Below are 14,553 nucleotides of genomic sequence, written 5' to 3'. Positions count from 1 at the left end.
AATGGTCTGCCGCGGGTTTGCTCCCCTCTCCCGCTCGCGGGAGAGGGGCGGGGGTGAGGGCCAGCGCATCCACGAAGTACCGCAACACAGAGCGCGATAACAGCTAGTCCCAACAGACGATGGCACGCCGCCGCGCCGGTGCAAACATCGATGCCAGCCACAAAACCAGGCAAACAAGGAGACCGCGGTGCATCACGACATCAATCCCAAGGAACTCGCCGCACGCCTGATCGCGCGTGCCGAGCAGATGATCCCGGCGTTGGCCGAACGCGCCGCGCAGGCCGAGGCCGAAGGCCGCATTCCCGCCGAGACCATCGCCGAGATGCAGGCCGCGGGCTTCTTCAAGGTGCTGCAGCCGCGCCGCCACGGCGGCTATGAGCTGGACCCGCAAACCTTCTTCCGCATCCAGATGGCGCTGGCCAAAGGCTGCATGTCCACCGCCTGGGTCTACGGCGTGGTCGGCGTGCACAACTGGCAGCTGGCGCTGTTCGATGAACGCGCGCAACAGGAAGTGTGGGGCAACGATCCCGCCACGCTGATCGCGTCGACCTACATGCCGGTCGGCAAGGTGACGCCGGTCGAAGGCGGCTACCGCTTTTCCGGCCACTGGAAGTTCTCCAGCGGCAGCGAGCTGTGCGACTGGATCTTCCTTGGCGGCCTGGTGCCCCCCGCCGAGCCTGGCGGCGCCTATGACTACCGCACCTTCCTGCTGCCACGCTCGGACTACAAGATCGTGCGCAACTGGGATGTGCTGGGCCTGCGCGCGACCGGCAGCCACGATATCGTGGTCGACGATGTGTTCGTGCCCGACTACCGCACCCATCGCGCCGTCGATGGCGCCATGGGCACCAGCCCGGGGCTGGCCGTCAATGACGTGCCGCTGTACCGGCTGCCGTTCGCGCAGATCTTCGTGCGCGCGGTCTGCACCGCCTGCATCGGCGCGCTGGAAGGCACGCTGGACGACTTCGTCGCCTACGCCGACGGCCGCGTCAGCAGCAACGGCGGCGGCAAGACCGCGGAAGACGGCGGCGCGCAGATGGCGTGCGCCAGCGCGCAGGTGGCCATCGACGAGATGCGGACCATCCTGGAGCGCAACTTCGACGAGCTGCTGGCGGTGGCGCGCGACGGCGGCCAGGTCGACACGCCGCGCCGGCTGCATTTCCGCTTCCAGTCGGCGCAGGTGGCGGAGCGCTGCGCGCAGCTGGCCAACGGCCTGCTGCGCTATGCCGGCGGCAACGGCATCTACCGCAGCAACCCGATGGTGCGCCGCTTCCTTGACCTGCACGCGGCGCGCGCCCACTACGCCAACAACCTGGACCGCTTCGGCCAGAACCTGGGTGGCGTGATGATGGGCCGCGCCAACACGGACTTCTTTATCTGAGCCGCGCGGCACAAGGACCCATCATGAGCCAGAGCAGAGCGCGCATGCAGCCCAGCGAGTTTGACGTGGTGGTGGTTGGCTCCGGCGCCGGCGGCATGCTGGCCGCCTGCCGCGCCGCCGATCGCGGGCTGTCGGTGGTGGTGCTGGAGAAGAGCAGCCAGTACGGCGGCACCTCGGCGGTGTCCGGCGGCGGCATCTGGATTCCGCTGAACCACCATATCGGGCCGGCCGGGGGGCAGGATGACTATGACCGGGCGCTGGAATATGTGCTCGCCTGCACCGGCGAGCACGGCGACCCGCAGCGCATCCGCGCCTACCTGGAGCAGGCGCCGCGCATGCTGCAATACCTGGAGCAGCAGGCCGGCGTGCGCTACTACACGCTGCCGCGCTACGCCGACTACTTCCAGAAGCTGCCGGGGGCGATGCCGGGCTACCGCGCGCTCGACCCGATGCCGTTCGACGGCGCGCAGCTGCGCGAGGAGTTCGACCGGCTGCGTCCGCCGTCACCGGGCACGCTGGTGGGCGGCCGCGTCGCCGTGACTTCCGGCGAGGCGCACGCGCTGCTGTGCCGCTCGCCCGGCTGGTTCGGGCTGGCGCTGCGCCAGTTCGCCCGCTACTGGCTCGACCTGCGCTGGCGCCGCAAGACCCGGCGCGACCGCCGGCTCACGCTCGGCAACAGCCTGGTCGGCGGCCTGCGGCGCGCGCTGATGGACCGCGCGGTGCCGCTGTGGCTCGATACCGCGCTGCAGGACCTGATGGTCGAGGACGGCACCGTGCGCGGCGTGCGCGCGGTGCAGGACGGACGCGTGGTGGAGATCCGCGCGCGGCGCGGCGTGATCCTGGCCGCCGGCGGCTTCGAGCGCAACCAGGCCATGCGCGAACAATACCTGCCGCAACCGACCCAGGCGGCCTGGAGTGCAACCCCACCCAACAATACCGGCGACGCCATCCGCGCCGCGCAGGCGGCCGGTGCCGAGGTGGCGCTGATGTCCCACGTCTGGGGCGCGCCCACGGTGCGGGTGCAGGGCGAGGAAAAGCAGCGCGCGCTGTTTATCGAGCGCGCCATGCCTGGCTGCCTGGTGGTGAACGGGCAGGGCCGGCGCTTCGTCAACGAGGCCGCGCCGTATTCCGAGTTCGTGCCCGCGATGTACCGCGACCATGCGCAGACCGGCTGCAGCGTGCCGGCCTGGATGGTGTTCGACGCCACCTTCCGCCACAAGTACCCGTGCGGGCCGATCCTGCCCGGCTCGGTGATGCCGGACCGCAGCATTCCGGCCGGCCTGTCCGGCATCCTGGTGCGCGCCGACACGCTGGCGCAGCTGGCGCGGAAGATCGGCGTGGATGCCGATGGCCTCGCCGCCAGCGTCGCGCGCATGAACGACTACGCGGCCACCGGCGTCGACGCCGAGTTCGGCAAGGGCGACAACCTGTTCGACACCTACTACAGCGACCCGGCGGTACGTCCCAATCCGTGCCTGGCGCCGATCGGCAAGGCGCCGTTCTACGCGGTGCGGCTCGACGCCGGCGACATCGGCACCAAGGGCGGGTTGGTGACCGACGCCAGCGCGCGCGTGCTGCGCGGCGACGGCAGTCCCATCGCCGGCCTGTTCGCGATCGGCAATACCAGTGCCTCGATGATGGGCACCAGCTATCCCGGCGCCGGCTCGACGCTGGGCCCGGCGATGACCTTCGGCATGATCGCCGCGGACGTGATTTCGCAGCCTGCGCGGCAGCCCGCCACGCACCCCGCTCAACCTGTACAGGAGGCTCTATGAGCGCCAGACCTCAATCCAGTGCGGATGCCAGCGCCGAAGCCGGCAGCGCGCTGCGCGATGACATGCTGATGGCGATGCGCCGCATGGCCCGCTCCGTCGCCGTGATCAGCTGCCGCCATGGCGAGCGCCGCTATTCGATGTCGGTCACCGCGGTCGATTCGCTGTCGGCCGATCCGCCTTCGCTGCTGATCTGCATCAACCGCAATGCTTCGATCTACCCGCCGCTGGATGCCGGCGCGGACTTCTGCATCAACCTGCTCGCTGCCGACCATCGCGATATCGCGGTCGACTGCAGCGGCCGGCTCAAGGGCGAAGCGCGCTTCACCAGCGGCGAGTGGGAAGACGACCTGCTGGGCGTGCCATCGCTGCGCAATGCGCAGGCCAACCTGTTCTGCCAGCAGGACGGCCGCTTTGACTACGGCACCCATGCGGTATTTATCGGCCGGCTGCGCGAGGTCAGGCTGGCGGGCGAGGTTTCGCCGCTGGTCTATGTCGATGGCGCCTATACCACCTCCGCGCCGCTGGGCGCGCTGTGTTCGGCCTGACCCGGAGCAAGCGCCAGCATGGCTCACGACGCCGTCACCCCCGTCCACGCCCCGTTGCGGCTCGATGACCCCGACGCGCATCCCTGGCAGGCCGCCTGCGATGCCGTGGTGGTCGGCTTCGGCGCCGCCGGCGCTTGCGCCGCGCTGGAAGCCGCGCATGGCGGCGCGCGCGTGATCGTGGCGGAGCGCTTCGAAGGCGGCGGCGCCAGCGCCAGAAGCGGCGGCGTGGTCTATGCCGGCGGCGGCACGCCTTACCAGCGCGCCGCGGGTTATGACGATACGCCGCAGGCCATGGCGGGCTACCTGCGTCAGGAAACCGGAGGGGTAGTCAGCGACGCCACGCTGCAGGACTTCTGCGAGAACAGCCGCGCGATGCTCGGATGGCTCGAAGCGCTGGGCGTTCGCTTTGCCGCCACCGTGCCGCCGCGCAAGACCTCGTATCCGGCGCAACCGTATTACCTGTACTACTCCGGCAACGAGGCGGTGCCCGCCTACGCGCAGCATGCCGCGCCCGCACCGCGCGGACACCGCGTGAAGGGTCCCGGCATGTCCGGCCGCACGCTGTATGGCGTGCTGCGCCGCGCCGTGGAAGACAGCCGGCAGATCACGGTGATGCGCCAGTGCGCGGCGCGGCGGCTGATCCTGGACCGCGACAGCGCGGTCGTCGGCGTCGAGCTGTGGCAGCTGCCGCCGGGACGCCACCAGAAGCGCCATGCGCGCCTGGCGCGCCTGGCCGAGCGCCTGCACAACGCCATGCCGGCGCTGGCCGACCGGCTGCGCGCGCAGGTGCTGCAGCTGGAGCTGCGCCACGCGCAGCCGGTCGCGGTGCGCTCCCGCGCGGTGGTGCTGGCCACCGGCGGCTTCATCTTCAACCGCGCCATGGTGGCGCGCCATGCCGGCAAGTACCAGCAGGCCTGGCGCCTGGGCGCGACCGGCTGCGACGGCAGCGGCATCCGCCTCGGTGAGTCCGCCGGCGGCGCCACGCGGCACCTGGCGCGCGTGTCGGCGTGGCGCTTCATCAATCCGCCGTTCGCGTGGGCGCGCGGCTGCGTGGTCGATGCGCAAGGCGTGCGCATCGGCAACGAGGAAACCTACGGCGCCACTCTCGGCCACGCCATCTGCGAACGGCACGGCGGGCGCGCCTGGCTGGTGCTGAACCGCACGCTGGCGCGCGAGGCCCTGCGCGAATGCCTGGGCGGGCGGCTGTGGGCGTTCCAGGCGCTGCCCGCGGCGCTGCTGATGCTGGCCGGTGCGCGCCGCGCCACCAGCATCGAGGCGCTGGCCGGCAAGCTCGGCATGCCCGCGCAGGCGCTGCGCGCGACCGTCGACGCCTATAACGCCGCGGCGCGCGGCGAGACGCCCGATCCGGCCGGCAAGTCGGCAGCCATGTGCGCGTCGCTCGAGGCCGGGCCGTGGCTGGCCATCGACATCTCGGCCGACAGCCGGGTCTTTCCGTGCCCGGCGATCACGCTGGGCGGGCTGGCGGTGGAGGAAACCAGCGGCCGCGTGCTCGCTGCCGCGGGCGGGGCGCCCATCCCCGGGCTCTACGCCGTCGGCCGCACCGCCGTCGGCATCGCATCCAACCATTACGTGAGCGGCCTGTCGCTTGCCGACTGCATCTGGTCGGGACGCAACGCGGGCCGCCATGTCGCACAACAGGCTGCCGGCGACCCCATCGGCGGAAAGCAGGCAGACAACCACCAGGAGACTACCCATGAGCCGACGTACTGAAGGAAAGATCGCCATCGTCACCGGAGCCGCCAGCGGCGTCGGCAAGGAAGACGCACTGCTGCTGGCGCGCGAAGGCGCGCGCGTGGTGCTGACCGACGTTAACGAGGAAGCGGGCCACGCGCTGGCGCGCGAGATCGGCGAGACCGCGCTGTTCGTGCCGCACGACATCGCCAGCGAAGCCGGCTGGCAACAAGTGATGGCGCGCACCGGGCAGCGCTTCGGCGCGCCCAATGTGCTGGTCAACAATGCCGCCATCCTGATGCTGGGAACGGTCGAGGAAGCGACGCTGGAGCAGTGGCAGCGCGTGATGCGCATCAACGCCGACGGTTACTTCCTGGGCTGCAAGTACGGCGTGGCGGCGATGAAGGCGGGCGGCGGCAGCATCGTCAATATGTCGTCGGTGGCGGCGCTGGGCGGCATGGGCGCGTTTTGCGCCTATAGCGCCAGCAAGGGTGCGGTGGCCGCGCTGACGCGCGCGGTGGCGGGCCATTGCAAGCAGAGCGGCTACCGCATCCGCTGCAATTCGATCCACCCGGACGGCATCCTGACGCCGATGACCGCGGCCTTCCTGCCCGGCGGCGCCACCGCGCTGCCCGAGGAAGTCGGCGGCGCCGAGCCGATGCAGCGCATGTGCCATCCGCGCGATGTGGCCAACCTGGTGCTGTTTCTGGCCTCCGACGAGTCGCGCTTCATCAACGGCGCGGAACTGCGCATCGACAACGCGCAGACCATCATGGGCGTGGCCTGAGCGCGCTCACCGCAGAGAAGGACATCATGGCGCCAGTGCAATTCCATCGGCTGCAGATTGCCGAAGTGGTCGCGGAGACGGACCAGGCGCATTCACTGGTTTTCGCGCTGCCGGAGGGGCTGCGCGAGACCTTCGCCTACCGCCCGGGCCAGTTCCTGACCTTGCGCGTGCCGGTCGACGGCGTGCCGCTGCAGCGTTGCTATTCGCTGTCCAGCACCCCGGGCGTTGACGGCGCGCTGCGCGTGACCGTCAAGCGCGTGCAGAGCGGGCGCGTCTCCAACTGGATCTGCGACCATCTCGGCGCCGGCGACATGGTGGAGGCGATGCCGCCTGCCGGCGTGTTCACGCCGCCAGCGCTGCAGGGCGATTTCCTGCTGCTGGCGGGCGGCAGCGGCATCACGCCGGTGCTGTCGATCGCCAAGGCGGCGCTGCGGCACGGGCGCGGCGCGGTCACGCTGGTGTATGCCAACCGCGACGAGCGCTCCATCATCTTCCGCGAGGCGCTGGCGGAACTGGCGCGCAGCCATCCCGGCCGCCTGCGCGTGATCCACTGGCTCGACAGCGTGCAGGGCCCGCCCACGCAGCGCCAGATCGAGGAACTGGTGCGGCCGTGGAGCATGGCGCAGTGCTTTGTGTGCGGGCCCGGGCCGTTCATGGACGGTGCCCAGGCCGCGCTGCAGGCGCTGGGGGTGCCGCGCGGCCAGCTGCACGTGGAGCGCTTCGTCTCGTTGCCCGATGCGCCGGCGGCGCCGGCGCCGGCCAGCATCCCTGCGACCGGCGCCAGCCAGGCCGCGCCCGCGATGCGCGGCGCCGCACTGACCGTGCAGCTGGACGGCGCGACCCATCAGGTCGGCGTGGCGCCCGATGAAACCGTGCTCGACGCGCTGCAGCGCGCCGGCGTGGCCGCGCCCAACTCCTGCCGCGCCGGCTTGTGCGGCGCCTGCATGTGCCAGGTGACGCAGGGCGACGTGACGCTCGGCGAAAACCACGTGCTCGACCGCGCCGACCTGGAGGCGGGCTGGACCCTGGCCTGCCAGGCGCGCCCGGCCAGCAGCGAGATCCACCTGAAGTTCCCGGATTGACATGACTCCATCTGACACCCTCGACGCCATTGTGGCACCGGCCGGCATCGAAGCCGCGGCCAACGACAGCATTGCCGAGACCATTCCCGAGCTGCTGCGGCGCGCGGCCAGCCGCCACGGCGAGCGCATCGCCATCCAGGAAGACGGGCTGCGCCTGAGCTACGCCGCGCTCGACGCCGGCCGGATCCAGGCGGCCCGCGCGCTGATGGCGCTCGGCGTGCAGCCTGGCGACCGCGTCGCCGTGTGGGCGCCGAACTTTTCAGAGTGGATCATCGCGGCGCTGGCCACGCACAGCGTGGGGGCGGCGCTGGTGCCGCTCAACACGCGCATGAAAGGGGCCGAAGCCGGCGCGGTGCTGGCCGACAGCGGCGCGCGCCTGCTGTTCTGCGTCGACGGCTTCCTCGGCGAAAGCTATCCGCGGATGCTGGCGCCGCATCGCCCCGCCACGCTGGAGCGGCTGGTGATCCTGCGCCCGGGACAGGGCCGGGCCGCCGGCGCGGACGAACTGACATGGGACGATTTCCTCGCACTGGCGTCGCGTACCGAGCCGGCGGCACTTGCCGCGCGCGAAGCCGGCGTGCGCGGCGACACCCCGATGGACATCATGTTCACTTCGGGCACCACCGGCCGGCCCAAGGGCGTGATGACCGCGCACGCGCAAAACCTGCGCGCCATCGACGGCTGGGCCGCCATCACCGGCGTGCGCGCCGGGGACCGCTACCTGATCGTCAATCCGTTCTTCCATACCTTCGGCTACAAGGCCGGATGGCTGGCGGCGCTGTCGCGCGGCGCCACGGTGCTGCCCCACCTGGTGTTCGACGCCGAGGCCGTGATGACGCGCGTGGAGAACGAGCGCATCACGGTGCTGCCCGGTCCACCCACGCTGTACCAGACGCTGCTCAATGCGCCGCGCCTGCGCGAGTTCGACCTGTCCTCGCTGCGCGTGGCGGTGACCGGCGCCTCGGCGATCGCACCGGCGCTGATCCAGCGCATGCGTGACGAACTGGGTTTCGACACCATCATCACCGGTTATGGCCTGACCGAATCGTGCGGCTTCGCCACGCTCACGCGCGCCGGCGACGACGCCGAGACCGTTGCCGGCACCTCCGGCCGCGCCATGCCGGGCATCGAGATCCGCTGCATCGATGCGCAGGGCCAGCCGGTTGCCACCGGCGAGCCGGGCGAAGTGCTGGTGCGCGGCTACAACGTGATGCAGGGCTACTTCGGCCTGCCCGAAGCGACTGCCGAAGCCATCGACAGCGACGGCTGGCTGCATACCGGCGATGTCGGCACGCTCGATGCGCGCGGCTACCTGCGCATCACCGACCGCATCAAGGACATGTTTATCGTCGGCGGCTTCAACTGCTATCCGGCTGAGGTGGAAAAGCTGCTGGTGGCGCATCCGGCGGTGGCCCAGGTGGCGGTGGTGGGCATGCCGCACGACCGCCTCGGCGAGGTCGGCCGCGCCTATGTGGTGCTGCGCCACGGCGCGCGCGTCGATGCCGACACGCTGATCGCCTGGGCGCGCCGGCACATGGCCAACTACAAGGTGCCGCGCGAGGTGCTGTTCGTGAGCTCGCTGCCGGTCAGCGCGGCGGGCAAGGTGCTGAAGTACCAGTTGCGGGCATCGTGACGGGGGATACGGTTTGCACTTCGTTGAGGCGCTGGCCCTCACCCCAACCCTCTCCCGCGAGCGGGAGAGGGAGCACGCAAGTGGGAGTTGGGAAGACCTGGGGCGCATCTTGACCCTGCGGGTTTTCTCCCCTCTCCCGCTTGCGGGAGAGGGGCCGGGGGAGAGGGCAGGCGCGTGCAATGGCGACGGCCTTCACTTCGTTGATGCTCTGGCCCTCACCCCAACCCTCTCCCGCGAGCGGGAGAGGGAGCACGCAAGTGGGAGTTTGGAAGACCTGGGGCGCATCTTGACCCTGCGGGTTTTCTCCCCTCTCCCGCTTGCGGGAGAGGGGCCGGGGGAGAGGGCAGGCGCGTGCAATAGCGACGGCCTTCACTCCGTTGATGCTCTGGCCCTCTCCCCAACCCTTATATGAACACCGCCCCGGTTGCAAGGTTTTGGAACCAGCTTGACGTCGCAGGATGGGGCTGCTGCCTTATATCCGGCCTGGAGCGAGTACTTGTTCTCGCGGGCCACAATGGAAGCTGCTGAGAACCGTCCTCAATCTCTCGCCACGGGCTTGTAAGCCGCTTGGGTTGGGGCAGGTTTGGGTTCCCACGGTCCTACCTGTTTCGTCATTGCTGTTTCTTGCCTGTGCAGCCGTGAAGGTTAATCAAGCGCTGGTTAAGGGAAGGTGATGCCCCCCGGCTCAGGCCGGGCGCAAGCTCACATGTCCGGGATCGTATTGGCGCCCATGGGCCATTAATGCCCAGGCTGTCCGGGCGATCTTGTTGGCCAGCGCCACGACCACCACGTTCTTGGGGCGCCGCTGCAGCATGGACAGTGCCCAGGCCGGCGGATGTTTGGTGCGCGTGAGCATCGTGCGTCCGGCGTTGACCAACTGTCGTCGCACGTAAGCGTCGCCGCGCTTGCTGATGTGACCGAGCCGTACGTTGCCGCCCGTGCCGGTCTGCGCGGGAACCAGTCCCAGGCTTGCAGCGAAGGCTCTGCCTGAGCGGAAGGCCTGGGCACAGCCCATGGTCGCGACCAAGGCGGTGGCGGTAATGGGGCCGACGCCGGGAATCTTCTCCACGATCTGCGCGGCCGGATCAGACCTCAGCCATTCCTGGAGGTCACGCTCAACCAGTTGGATCTGTTCGTCGAGTTCGCGCAGCGCACAGACCTGCCGCTCCAGCGCGCGCATCAACAAGGGCGGTACGACCTGAGCGACCTCAGCCCAGCGCTGGCGCAGCTCGGCCCGGAAGGCCAGCCGCCCCGTGCGGAAGTGCAGGCCATATTCGCCCAGCAGCCCGCGCATCTGGTTGCTCTGCCGGGTGCGCGTCTTGACCAGCCCGTCCCGTATACGATGCAACGAGAGCACAGCCTGCTGCGCTTCGGTCTTGACCGACACGACCGGCATGTCGGGTTGCCGGGCTGCAGTCCAGATGGCTCGGGCGTCCGCCGCGTCGTTCTTGTTCGTACGCACGAAGGCGCGTACGTAACCCGGGTTGAGCAACACCACTTCGTGGCCAAGGCTCTGGATCTTGCGCGCCCACCAGTGGGCACCGCCACAGGCCTCCAGTGCGATCTGCCCAGGCTGGCAATTGGACAGGAATTCGATGAGCGCGGTGCGGCTGAATCGCCGGTTCTGGGGCTTCCCCGTAATGGGGTCTATCCAGTACATCTGGAACACTGTCTTTGCAATGTCCAGCCCATATGTCATAGCATTCATTTGGGCTCTCCTCGACCTTGAGTGTTGGATCGAACTTTCACTCTGGCACATCGATGCCGTCGGTCAAGCGAGAGCCCCTTTGTTTTCTAGGCCGCGGCCTGGCTTGGCGGTAGATGGGCGGTGTTCATTCCATCTCTCCCGCAAGCGGGAGAGGGAGTACCCAAGTGGGAGTTGGAAGGTCTGGGGAGAGCAGGCGCGTCCCGGGCGCCAATGCGCCCGAACCCTATTCCACAATCGCCGGGTGCACCGCCGGCGGGCCGCCCAGCGCCTGCCGATACGACGGCGGCTGCACCCCTTCCGCATCGACGATGCCATAAGCCAGCGCCGCCTCCGCCCCGATCAGCACCTGCCCGGACTTGTCCATCAACGCCGGATCCCGATACAGCGCGTCGATGATGCGCCCGGTGAACTCCGGCGTTTCCGCCACCGGTGCAAACGCCGCGTACTTGTCCGGATGCGCCTCCCATACCCGCAGCGTGCGCGCGGTGCGCAATGGTCCCATCCACAGCGACACCGCGGCCACGCCATACGGCCGCAGGTCCACGGCCATGTCGTGCGCGAACTTGTCGATGCCGGCCTTCTGCGCGCCGTAGGCCGGCCCGTGCATATAGCAGTTGGCGCCGAAGGAAGAGGTGAACACGATCAGGCCGCGCTGCTGCGCGGCCATCACTGGCGCAGCGTGCCAGCTTGCGACGTAGCCGGAGCGCAGCCCGACGTCGAGGATGCCGGCCATGTCCAGCGGCTTGTGCCAGAACGGTCCGGGCTGGATCAGCTGGTCGTGCAGGAAGGTGGCGTTGTTGACCAGGATGTCCAGCCGCCCGCTCTGCTCGCGCACGCGGCGGAACAGGGCCGCCACCTGGGCGTCGTCGCCGTGGTCGCAGGCCACCGCGATGCCGCGCCCGCCGAGCGCATCGATCTCGCGCGCCGTGGCGTGGATGGTGCCCGGCAGCGGCGCGCTGCCTTCCTGTTCAGTGCGCCCGGTGACATACACCGTGGCGCCCGCCGCGCCCAGCGCCAGCGCAATGCCGCGGCCGGCGCCGCGCGAGGCGCCGGTCACCACGGCGACGCAGGCGTGTCCTGATTCCGTCATTTCTGCTCCTCTGTGTAGGGGTCGTCCCGCGCAGAGGGTGCGGCCAGCGCGCCGCCGGCACATCACTCGTTCGGACTACCCCAGCCGTGCCCGCGGCGTGGCCGGATGGCGCCGGCGCGGCCATACCGGCTAGTCCGCCAGGACGATGCAGCAAGTGCCCGCACACGAAAGAATCGGTTCCATCGACGGGCTGCGGCGATGCCGCGGCCGACTTCGACACCCACATCGAACCAGAGGAGACCGGCATGTTGGACATTCGTGCGCTTGGCTACATCGTGGTCGAGTCCACCGACATCGGGCAGTGGCGGCACTACGCCGAGCAGGTGCTCGGCATGGCCTGTTCCGGCGCGCCCGGCGGTGCGCTGTACGTGAAGATGGATGAGCGCGACTACCGCTACCTGGTGGTGCCCGGTGCGCGCGACCGCTACCTGGCATCGGGCTGGGAGCTGGCCGACGAGCCCGCCTACCGCCACGCGCTCGAGACGCTGCGCCGGGCCAACGTGGAAGTCGTGCACGCCAGCCCCGCGGAACTGGCGCAGCGTCGCGTGCAGGCCATGGCCTGGTTTGCCGATCCGTCGGGCAACCGGCATGAGGTCTCGTGGGGCATGCGCTCGGATTTTCTGCGCTTCGTCTCGCCGCAGGGCGTGCCGCGCTTTGTGACGGACCCGATGGGCGCCGGCCATGCGGTGCTGCCCGCGCCGGCCTTCGACGAGACCTACGCCTTCCTGTGCGACGTGATGGGCTTCGGCCTGTCCGACATCTTCCGCGTGCGCTTTACCAACGACCCGGCCGAACCGGAGAAGCGCATCCACTTCCTGCATTGCGCCAACGGCCGCCACCACAGCCTGGCGATCTTCGAGATGCCGTCGGAAGCCGGCTGCATCCACGTGATGGCCGAGGTGCCCGACATGGCGGAGGTGGGCCGCGCGCTCGACCGCGTGCAGCAGCACGGCGTGAAGCTCTCCGCCACGCTGGGCCAGCACTGCAATGACCGCATGACCTCGTTCTACATGAAGACCCCCGCCGGCTTCGACCTCGAGTTCGGCCACGGCGGGCTGGTGGTGGACTGGAGCCGCCACGCCGCCTACGAGGCCACGCGCGTCAGCCTGTGGGGACACGACTTCAGCATCGGATACCGCTAAACACACCATGACCAAGACGATCGACAAGACCATGAGCGCGGCCGACGTGGTCGGCCAGCTCGCCGACGGCATGACCCTCGGCATCGGCGGCTGGGGCCCGCGCCGCAAGCCGATGGCGCTGGTGCGCGAGATCCTGCGCTCGCCGCTGAAGGACCTGACCGTGGTCGCCTACGGCGGCCCCGAGGTGGGCATGCTGTGCGCGGCCGGCAAGGTGCGCCGGCTGGTGTTCGGCTTTGTCTCGCTCGACGTGATCCCGCTCGAGCCGTACTTCCGCCAGGCGCGCGAACGCGGCCTGCTGGAGGTGACGGAGCTGGACGAAGGCATGCTGCAGCTGGGCCTGCGCGCGGCCGCCGCGCGCCTGCCGTTCCTGCCGACGCGCGCCGCGCTGGGCACCGATGTGCTGGACCGCAACCCGCACCTGAAGACCGTGCGTTCGCCGTACGACGATGGCGAAGTCCTGCTGGCGATGCCGGCGATCCCGCTGGATGCGGCGCTGCTGCATGTGAACGAAAGCGATGTGCTGGGCAACACCCGCATCGACGGCCCCGATCCGTTCTTCGATGACTGGTTCGCGCGCGCCGCGCAGCGCTGCTATGTCAGCTGCGAAACGCTGCACCCGCGCCTTGAAGACACCGACCTGGCGCGCGCCCGCAACAACCCGTTCGAGCGCGCGCTGGTGACCGGCGTGGTGCACGCGCCGGCAGGGGCCCATCCCACCTCGTGCGCGCCGGCCTATGGCTGGGACCTGCCGGCGCTGAAGTCCTACTGCGCCAGCGCCGAGGCGGAAGACGGCTTCCGCGCCTACCGCGACGAGGTGGTGGGCGACAGCGAGGCGCACTACCTGGCGTGCATCGGCGGCCCTGGCCACGTGCACGACCTGCCGCTGCCCGTACTTTGATCCCCAAGGAGCAACCGTGAGCGCCACTTATGAATTCACCCGCGCCGAGCTGATGATTGCCGTCGCCGCCCGCGCCTGGCGCGACGACGGCGAGGTGCTGGCCACCGGCATCGGCACCGGCCCGCGCATCGCCGCCGGTCTGGCGCGGCTTGCGCACAACCCCGGCCTGCTGCTGACCGACGGCGAGGCCTACCTGGTCGAAACGCCGGTACCGCTGGGCCCGCGCGAACCGGGCTACCAGGTGCGCGCCAGCGGCTGGATGGGCTATGCGCGCGTGTTCGACTGCCTGTGGGGCGGGCGCCGCCACGCGCTGGTGATGCCGACGCAGATCGACCGCTTCGGCCAGGCCAATATCTCCTGCCTGGGCGGCACCCATGCGCAGCCGAAAACGCAGCTGCTCGGCGCACGCGGCTTCCCGGGCAACAGCATCCACCACGCCAACTCCTACTTCGTGCCCGGGCACAGCACGCGCGCCTTTGTCGCCGGCGAAGTCGACATGGTCTGCAGCGTCGGCTACAACCCGGCGCGCCGGATCGAAGGCATGCGCAGCTTCGTCGACCTGCGCGTGATCGTCACCGACCTGTGCGTGATGGATTTCGGCGGGCCGGAACATGCCATCCGCGTGCGTTCGCTGCACCCCGGCGTGAGCCTGGACCAGGTGCAGGCAGCCACCGGTTTCGCGCTGGCCAACGCGCCCGGTGAAGCGCTGCCGGAGACGGCGGCGCCGACGCCGGAAGAACTGCGGCTGATCGCGCAGCTCGATCCGCACAACCTGCGCGCCGCGATCGTGCGCGGCAATCCTGCCGGTCGCGCGTGACAC

Annotated in this window: 12 protein-coding genes; 10 read left to right on the top strand and 2 right to left on the bottom strand. The window is 69.8% G+C overall.

What is annotated here, in order from left to right; genetic code table 11:
- Positions 1-187: 187 nt before the first annotated feature.
- The 7 genes from LIN44_RS21220 to LIN44_RS21190 are packed head-to-tail and all read left to right on the top strand — an operon-like array spanning position 188 to position 8,895.
- On the top strand, positions 188-1,381 hold the full coding sequence (locus tag LIN44_RS21220) for an acyl-CoA dehydrogenase family protein (RefSeq protein ID WP_227316207.1): 1,194 nt from the start codon (positions 188-190) through the stop codon (positions 1,379-1,381).
- A gap of 23 nt (positions 1,382-1,404) precedes the next feature.
- Positions 1,405-3,156 (top strand): FAD-dependent oxidoreductase, encoded by a 1,752-nt coding sequence (locus LIN44_RS21215; RefSeq protein WP_227316206.1) that lies wholly within the window; start codon positions 1,405-1,407, stop codon positions 3,154-3,156.
- On the top strand, positions 3,153-3,701 hold the full coding sequence (locus LIN44_RS21210) for a flavin reductase family protein (protein WP_227316205.1): 549 nt from the start codon (positions 3,153-3,155) through the stop codon (positions 3,699-3,701). The genes LIN44_RS21215 and LIN44_RS21210 overlap by 4 nt, the downstream gene beginning before the upstream one ends.
- 18 nt (positions 3,702-3,719) lie before the next feature.
- A complete protein-coding gene (locus LIN44_RS21205) occupies positions 3,720-5,432 on the top strand; it encodes an FAD-binding protein (protein WP_227316204.1) in 1,713 nt (570 codons plus the stop codon).
- Positions 5,416-6,180 (top strand): SDR family oxidoreductase, encoded by a 765-nt coding sequence (locus LIN44_RS21200; protein WP_227316203.1) that lies wholly within the window; start codon positions 5,416-5,418, stop codon positions 6,178-6,180. Before LIN44_RS21205 ends, LIN44_RS21200 begins: the two co-directional genes overlap by 17 nt.
- Positions 6,181-6,206: 26 nt before the next feature.
- Positions 6,207-7,262: a ferredoxin--NADP reductase gene (locus LIN44_RS21195; protein WP_227316202.1), complete on the top strand. Its 1,056-nt coding sequence runs from the start codon at positions 6,207-6,209 to the stop codon at positions 7,260-7,262.
- Between the two features lies 1 nt (position 7,263).
- Entirely contained in the window at positions 7,264-8,895 is a 1,632-nt protein-coding gene (locus tag LIN44_RS21190; RefSeq protein ID WP_227316201.1) for a FadD3 family acyl-CoA ligase, read from the top strand.
- 685 nt (positions 8,896-9,580) lie between these two features.
- On the opposite strand, the gene LIN44_RS21185 is transcribed toward LIN44_RS21190, so the two are convergent.
- Together LIN44_RS21185 and LIN44_RS21180 are read right to left on the bottom strand one after the other, a co-directional pair.
- Complete coding sequence (locus LIN44_RS21185; protein ID WP_227312327.1) at positions 9,581-10,603, bottom strand: IS110 family transposase; 1,023 nt, start codon at positions 10,601-10,603, stop codon at positions 9,581-9,583.
- A gap of 223 nt (positions 10,604-10,826) precedes the next feature.
- Complete coding sequence (locus LIN44_RS21180; RefSeq protein WP_227316200.1) at positions 10,827-11,693, bottom strand: SDR family NAD(P)-dependent oxidoreductase; 867 nt, start codon at positions 11,691-11,693, stop codon at positions 10,827-10,829.
- 245 nt (positions 11,694-11,938) lie between these two features.
- Between LIN44_RS21180 and LIN44_RS21175 the strand changes: the two genes are divergently transcribed.
- The 3 genes from LIN44_RS21175 to LIN44_RS21165 are packed head-to-tail and all read left to right on the top strand — an operon-like array spanning position 11,939 to position 14,550.
- Positions 11,939-12,835, top strand: coding sequence for a VOC family protein (locus LIN44_RS21175; protein WP_227316199.1), 897 nt, complete (start codon positions 11,939-11,941; stop codon positions 12,833-12,835).
- Between the two features lie 7 nt (positions 12,836-12,842).
- Positions 12,843-13,733, top strand: coding sequence for a CoA transferase subunit A (locus LIN44_RS21170; protein ID WP_227316198.1), 891 nt, complete (start codon positions 12,843-12,845; stop codon positions 13,731-13,733).
- 16 nt (positions 13,734-13,749) lie between these two features.
- The gene (locus LIN44_RS21165; protein ID WP_227316197.1) at positions 13,750-14,550 is read left to right on the top strand and encodes a CoA-transferase subunit beta; all 801 of its coding nucleotides are present in this window, start codon (positions 13,750-13,752) and stop codon (positions 14,548-14,550) included.
- Positions 14,551-14,553: the final 3 nt, after the last annotated feature.

The sequence above is a fragment of the Cupriavidus sp. MP-37 genome, assembly GCF_020618415.1.
Taxonomy (GTDB): Bacteria; Pseudomonadota; Gammaproteobacteria; order Burkholderiales; family Burkholderiaceae; genus Cupriavidus.
Note: the sequence above shows the minus strand (reverse complement) of the source record. Positions and strands in the feature narration are given on the sequence as shown.

Coding starts and splice junctions, on each gene's coding strand:
- LIN44_RS21215 (WP_227316206.1), top strand. CDS start 1,405: ATGAGCCAGAGCAGAGCGCGCATGCAGCCCAGCGAGTTTGACGTGGTG.
- LIN44_RS21210 (WP_227316205.1), top strand. CDS start 3,153: ATGAGCGCCAGACCTCAATCCAGTGCGGATGCCAGCGCCGAAGCCGGC.
- LIN44_RS21205 (WP_227316204.1), top strand. CDS start 3,720: ATGGCTCACGACGCCGTCACCCCCGTCCACGCCCCGTTGCGGCTCGAT.
- LIN44_RS21200 (WP_227316203.1), top strand. CDS start 5,416: ATGAGCCGACGTACTGAAGGAAAGATCGCCATCGTCACCGGAGCCGCC.
- LIN44_RS21195 (WP_227316202.1), top strand. CDS start 6,207: ATGGCGCCAGTGCAATTCCATCGGCTGCAGATTGCCGAAGTGGTCGCG.
- LIN44_RS21190 (WP_227316201.1), top strand. CDS start 7,264: ATGACTCCATCTGACACCCTCGACGCCATTGTGGCACCGGCCGGCATC.
- LIN44_RS21185 (WP_227312327.1), bottom strand. CDS start 10,603: ATGAATGCTATGACATATGGGCTGGACATTGCAAAGACAGTGTTCCAG.
- LIN44_RS21180 (WP_227316200.1), bottom strand. CDS start 11,693: ATGACGGAATCAGGACACGCCTGCGTCGCCGTGGTGACCGGCGCCTCG.
- LIN44_RS21175 (WP_227316199.1), top strand. CDS start 11,939: ATGTTGGACATTCGTGCGCTTGGCTACATCGTGGTCGAGTCCACCGAC.
- LIN44_RS21170 (WP_227316198.1), top strand. CDS start 12,843: ATGACCAAGACGATCGACAAGACCATGAGCGCGGCCGACGTGGTCGGC.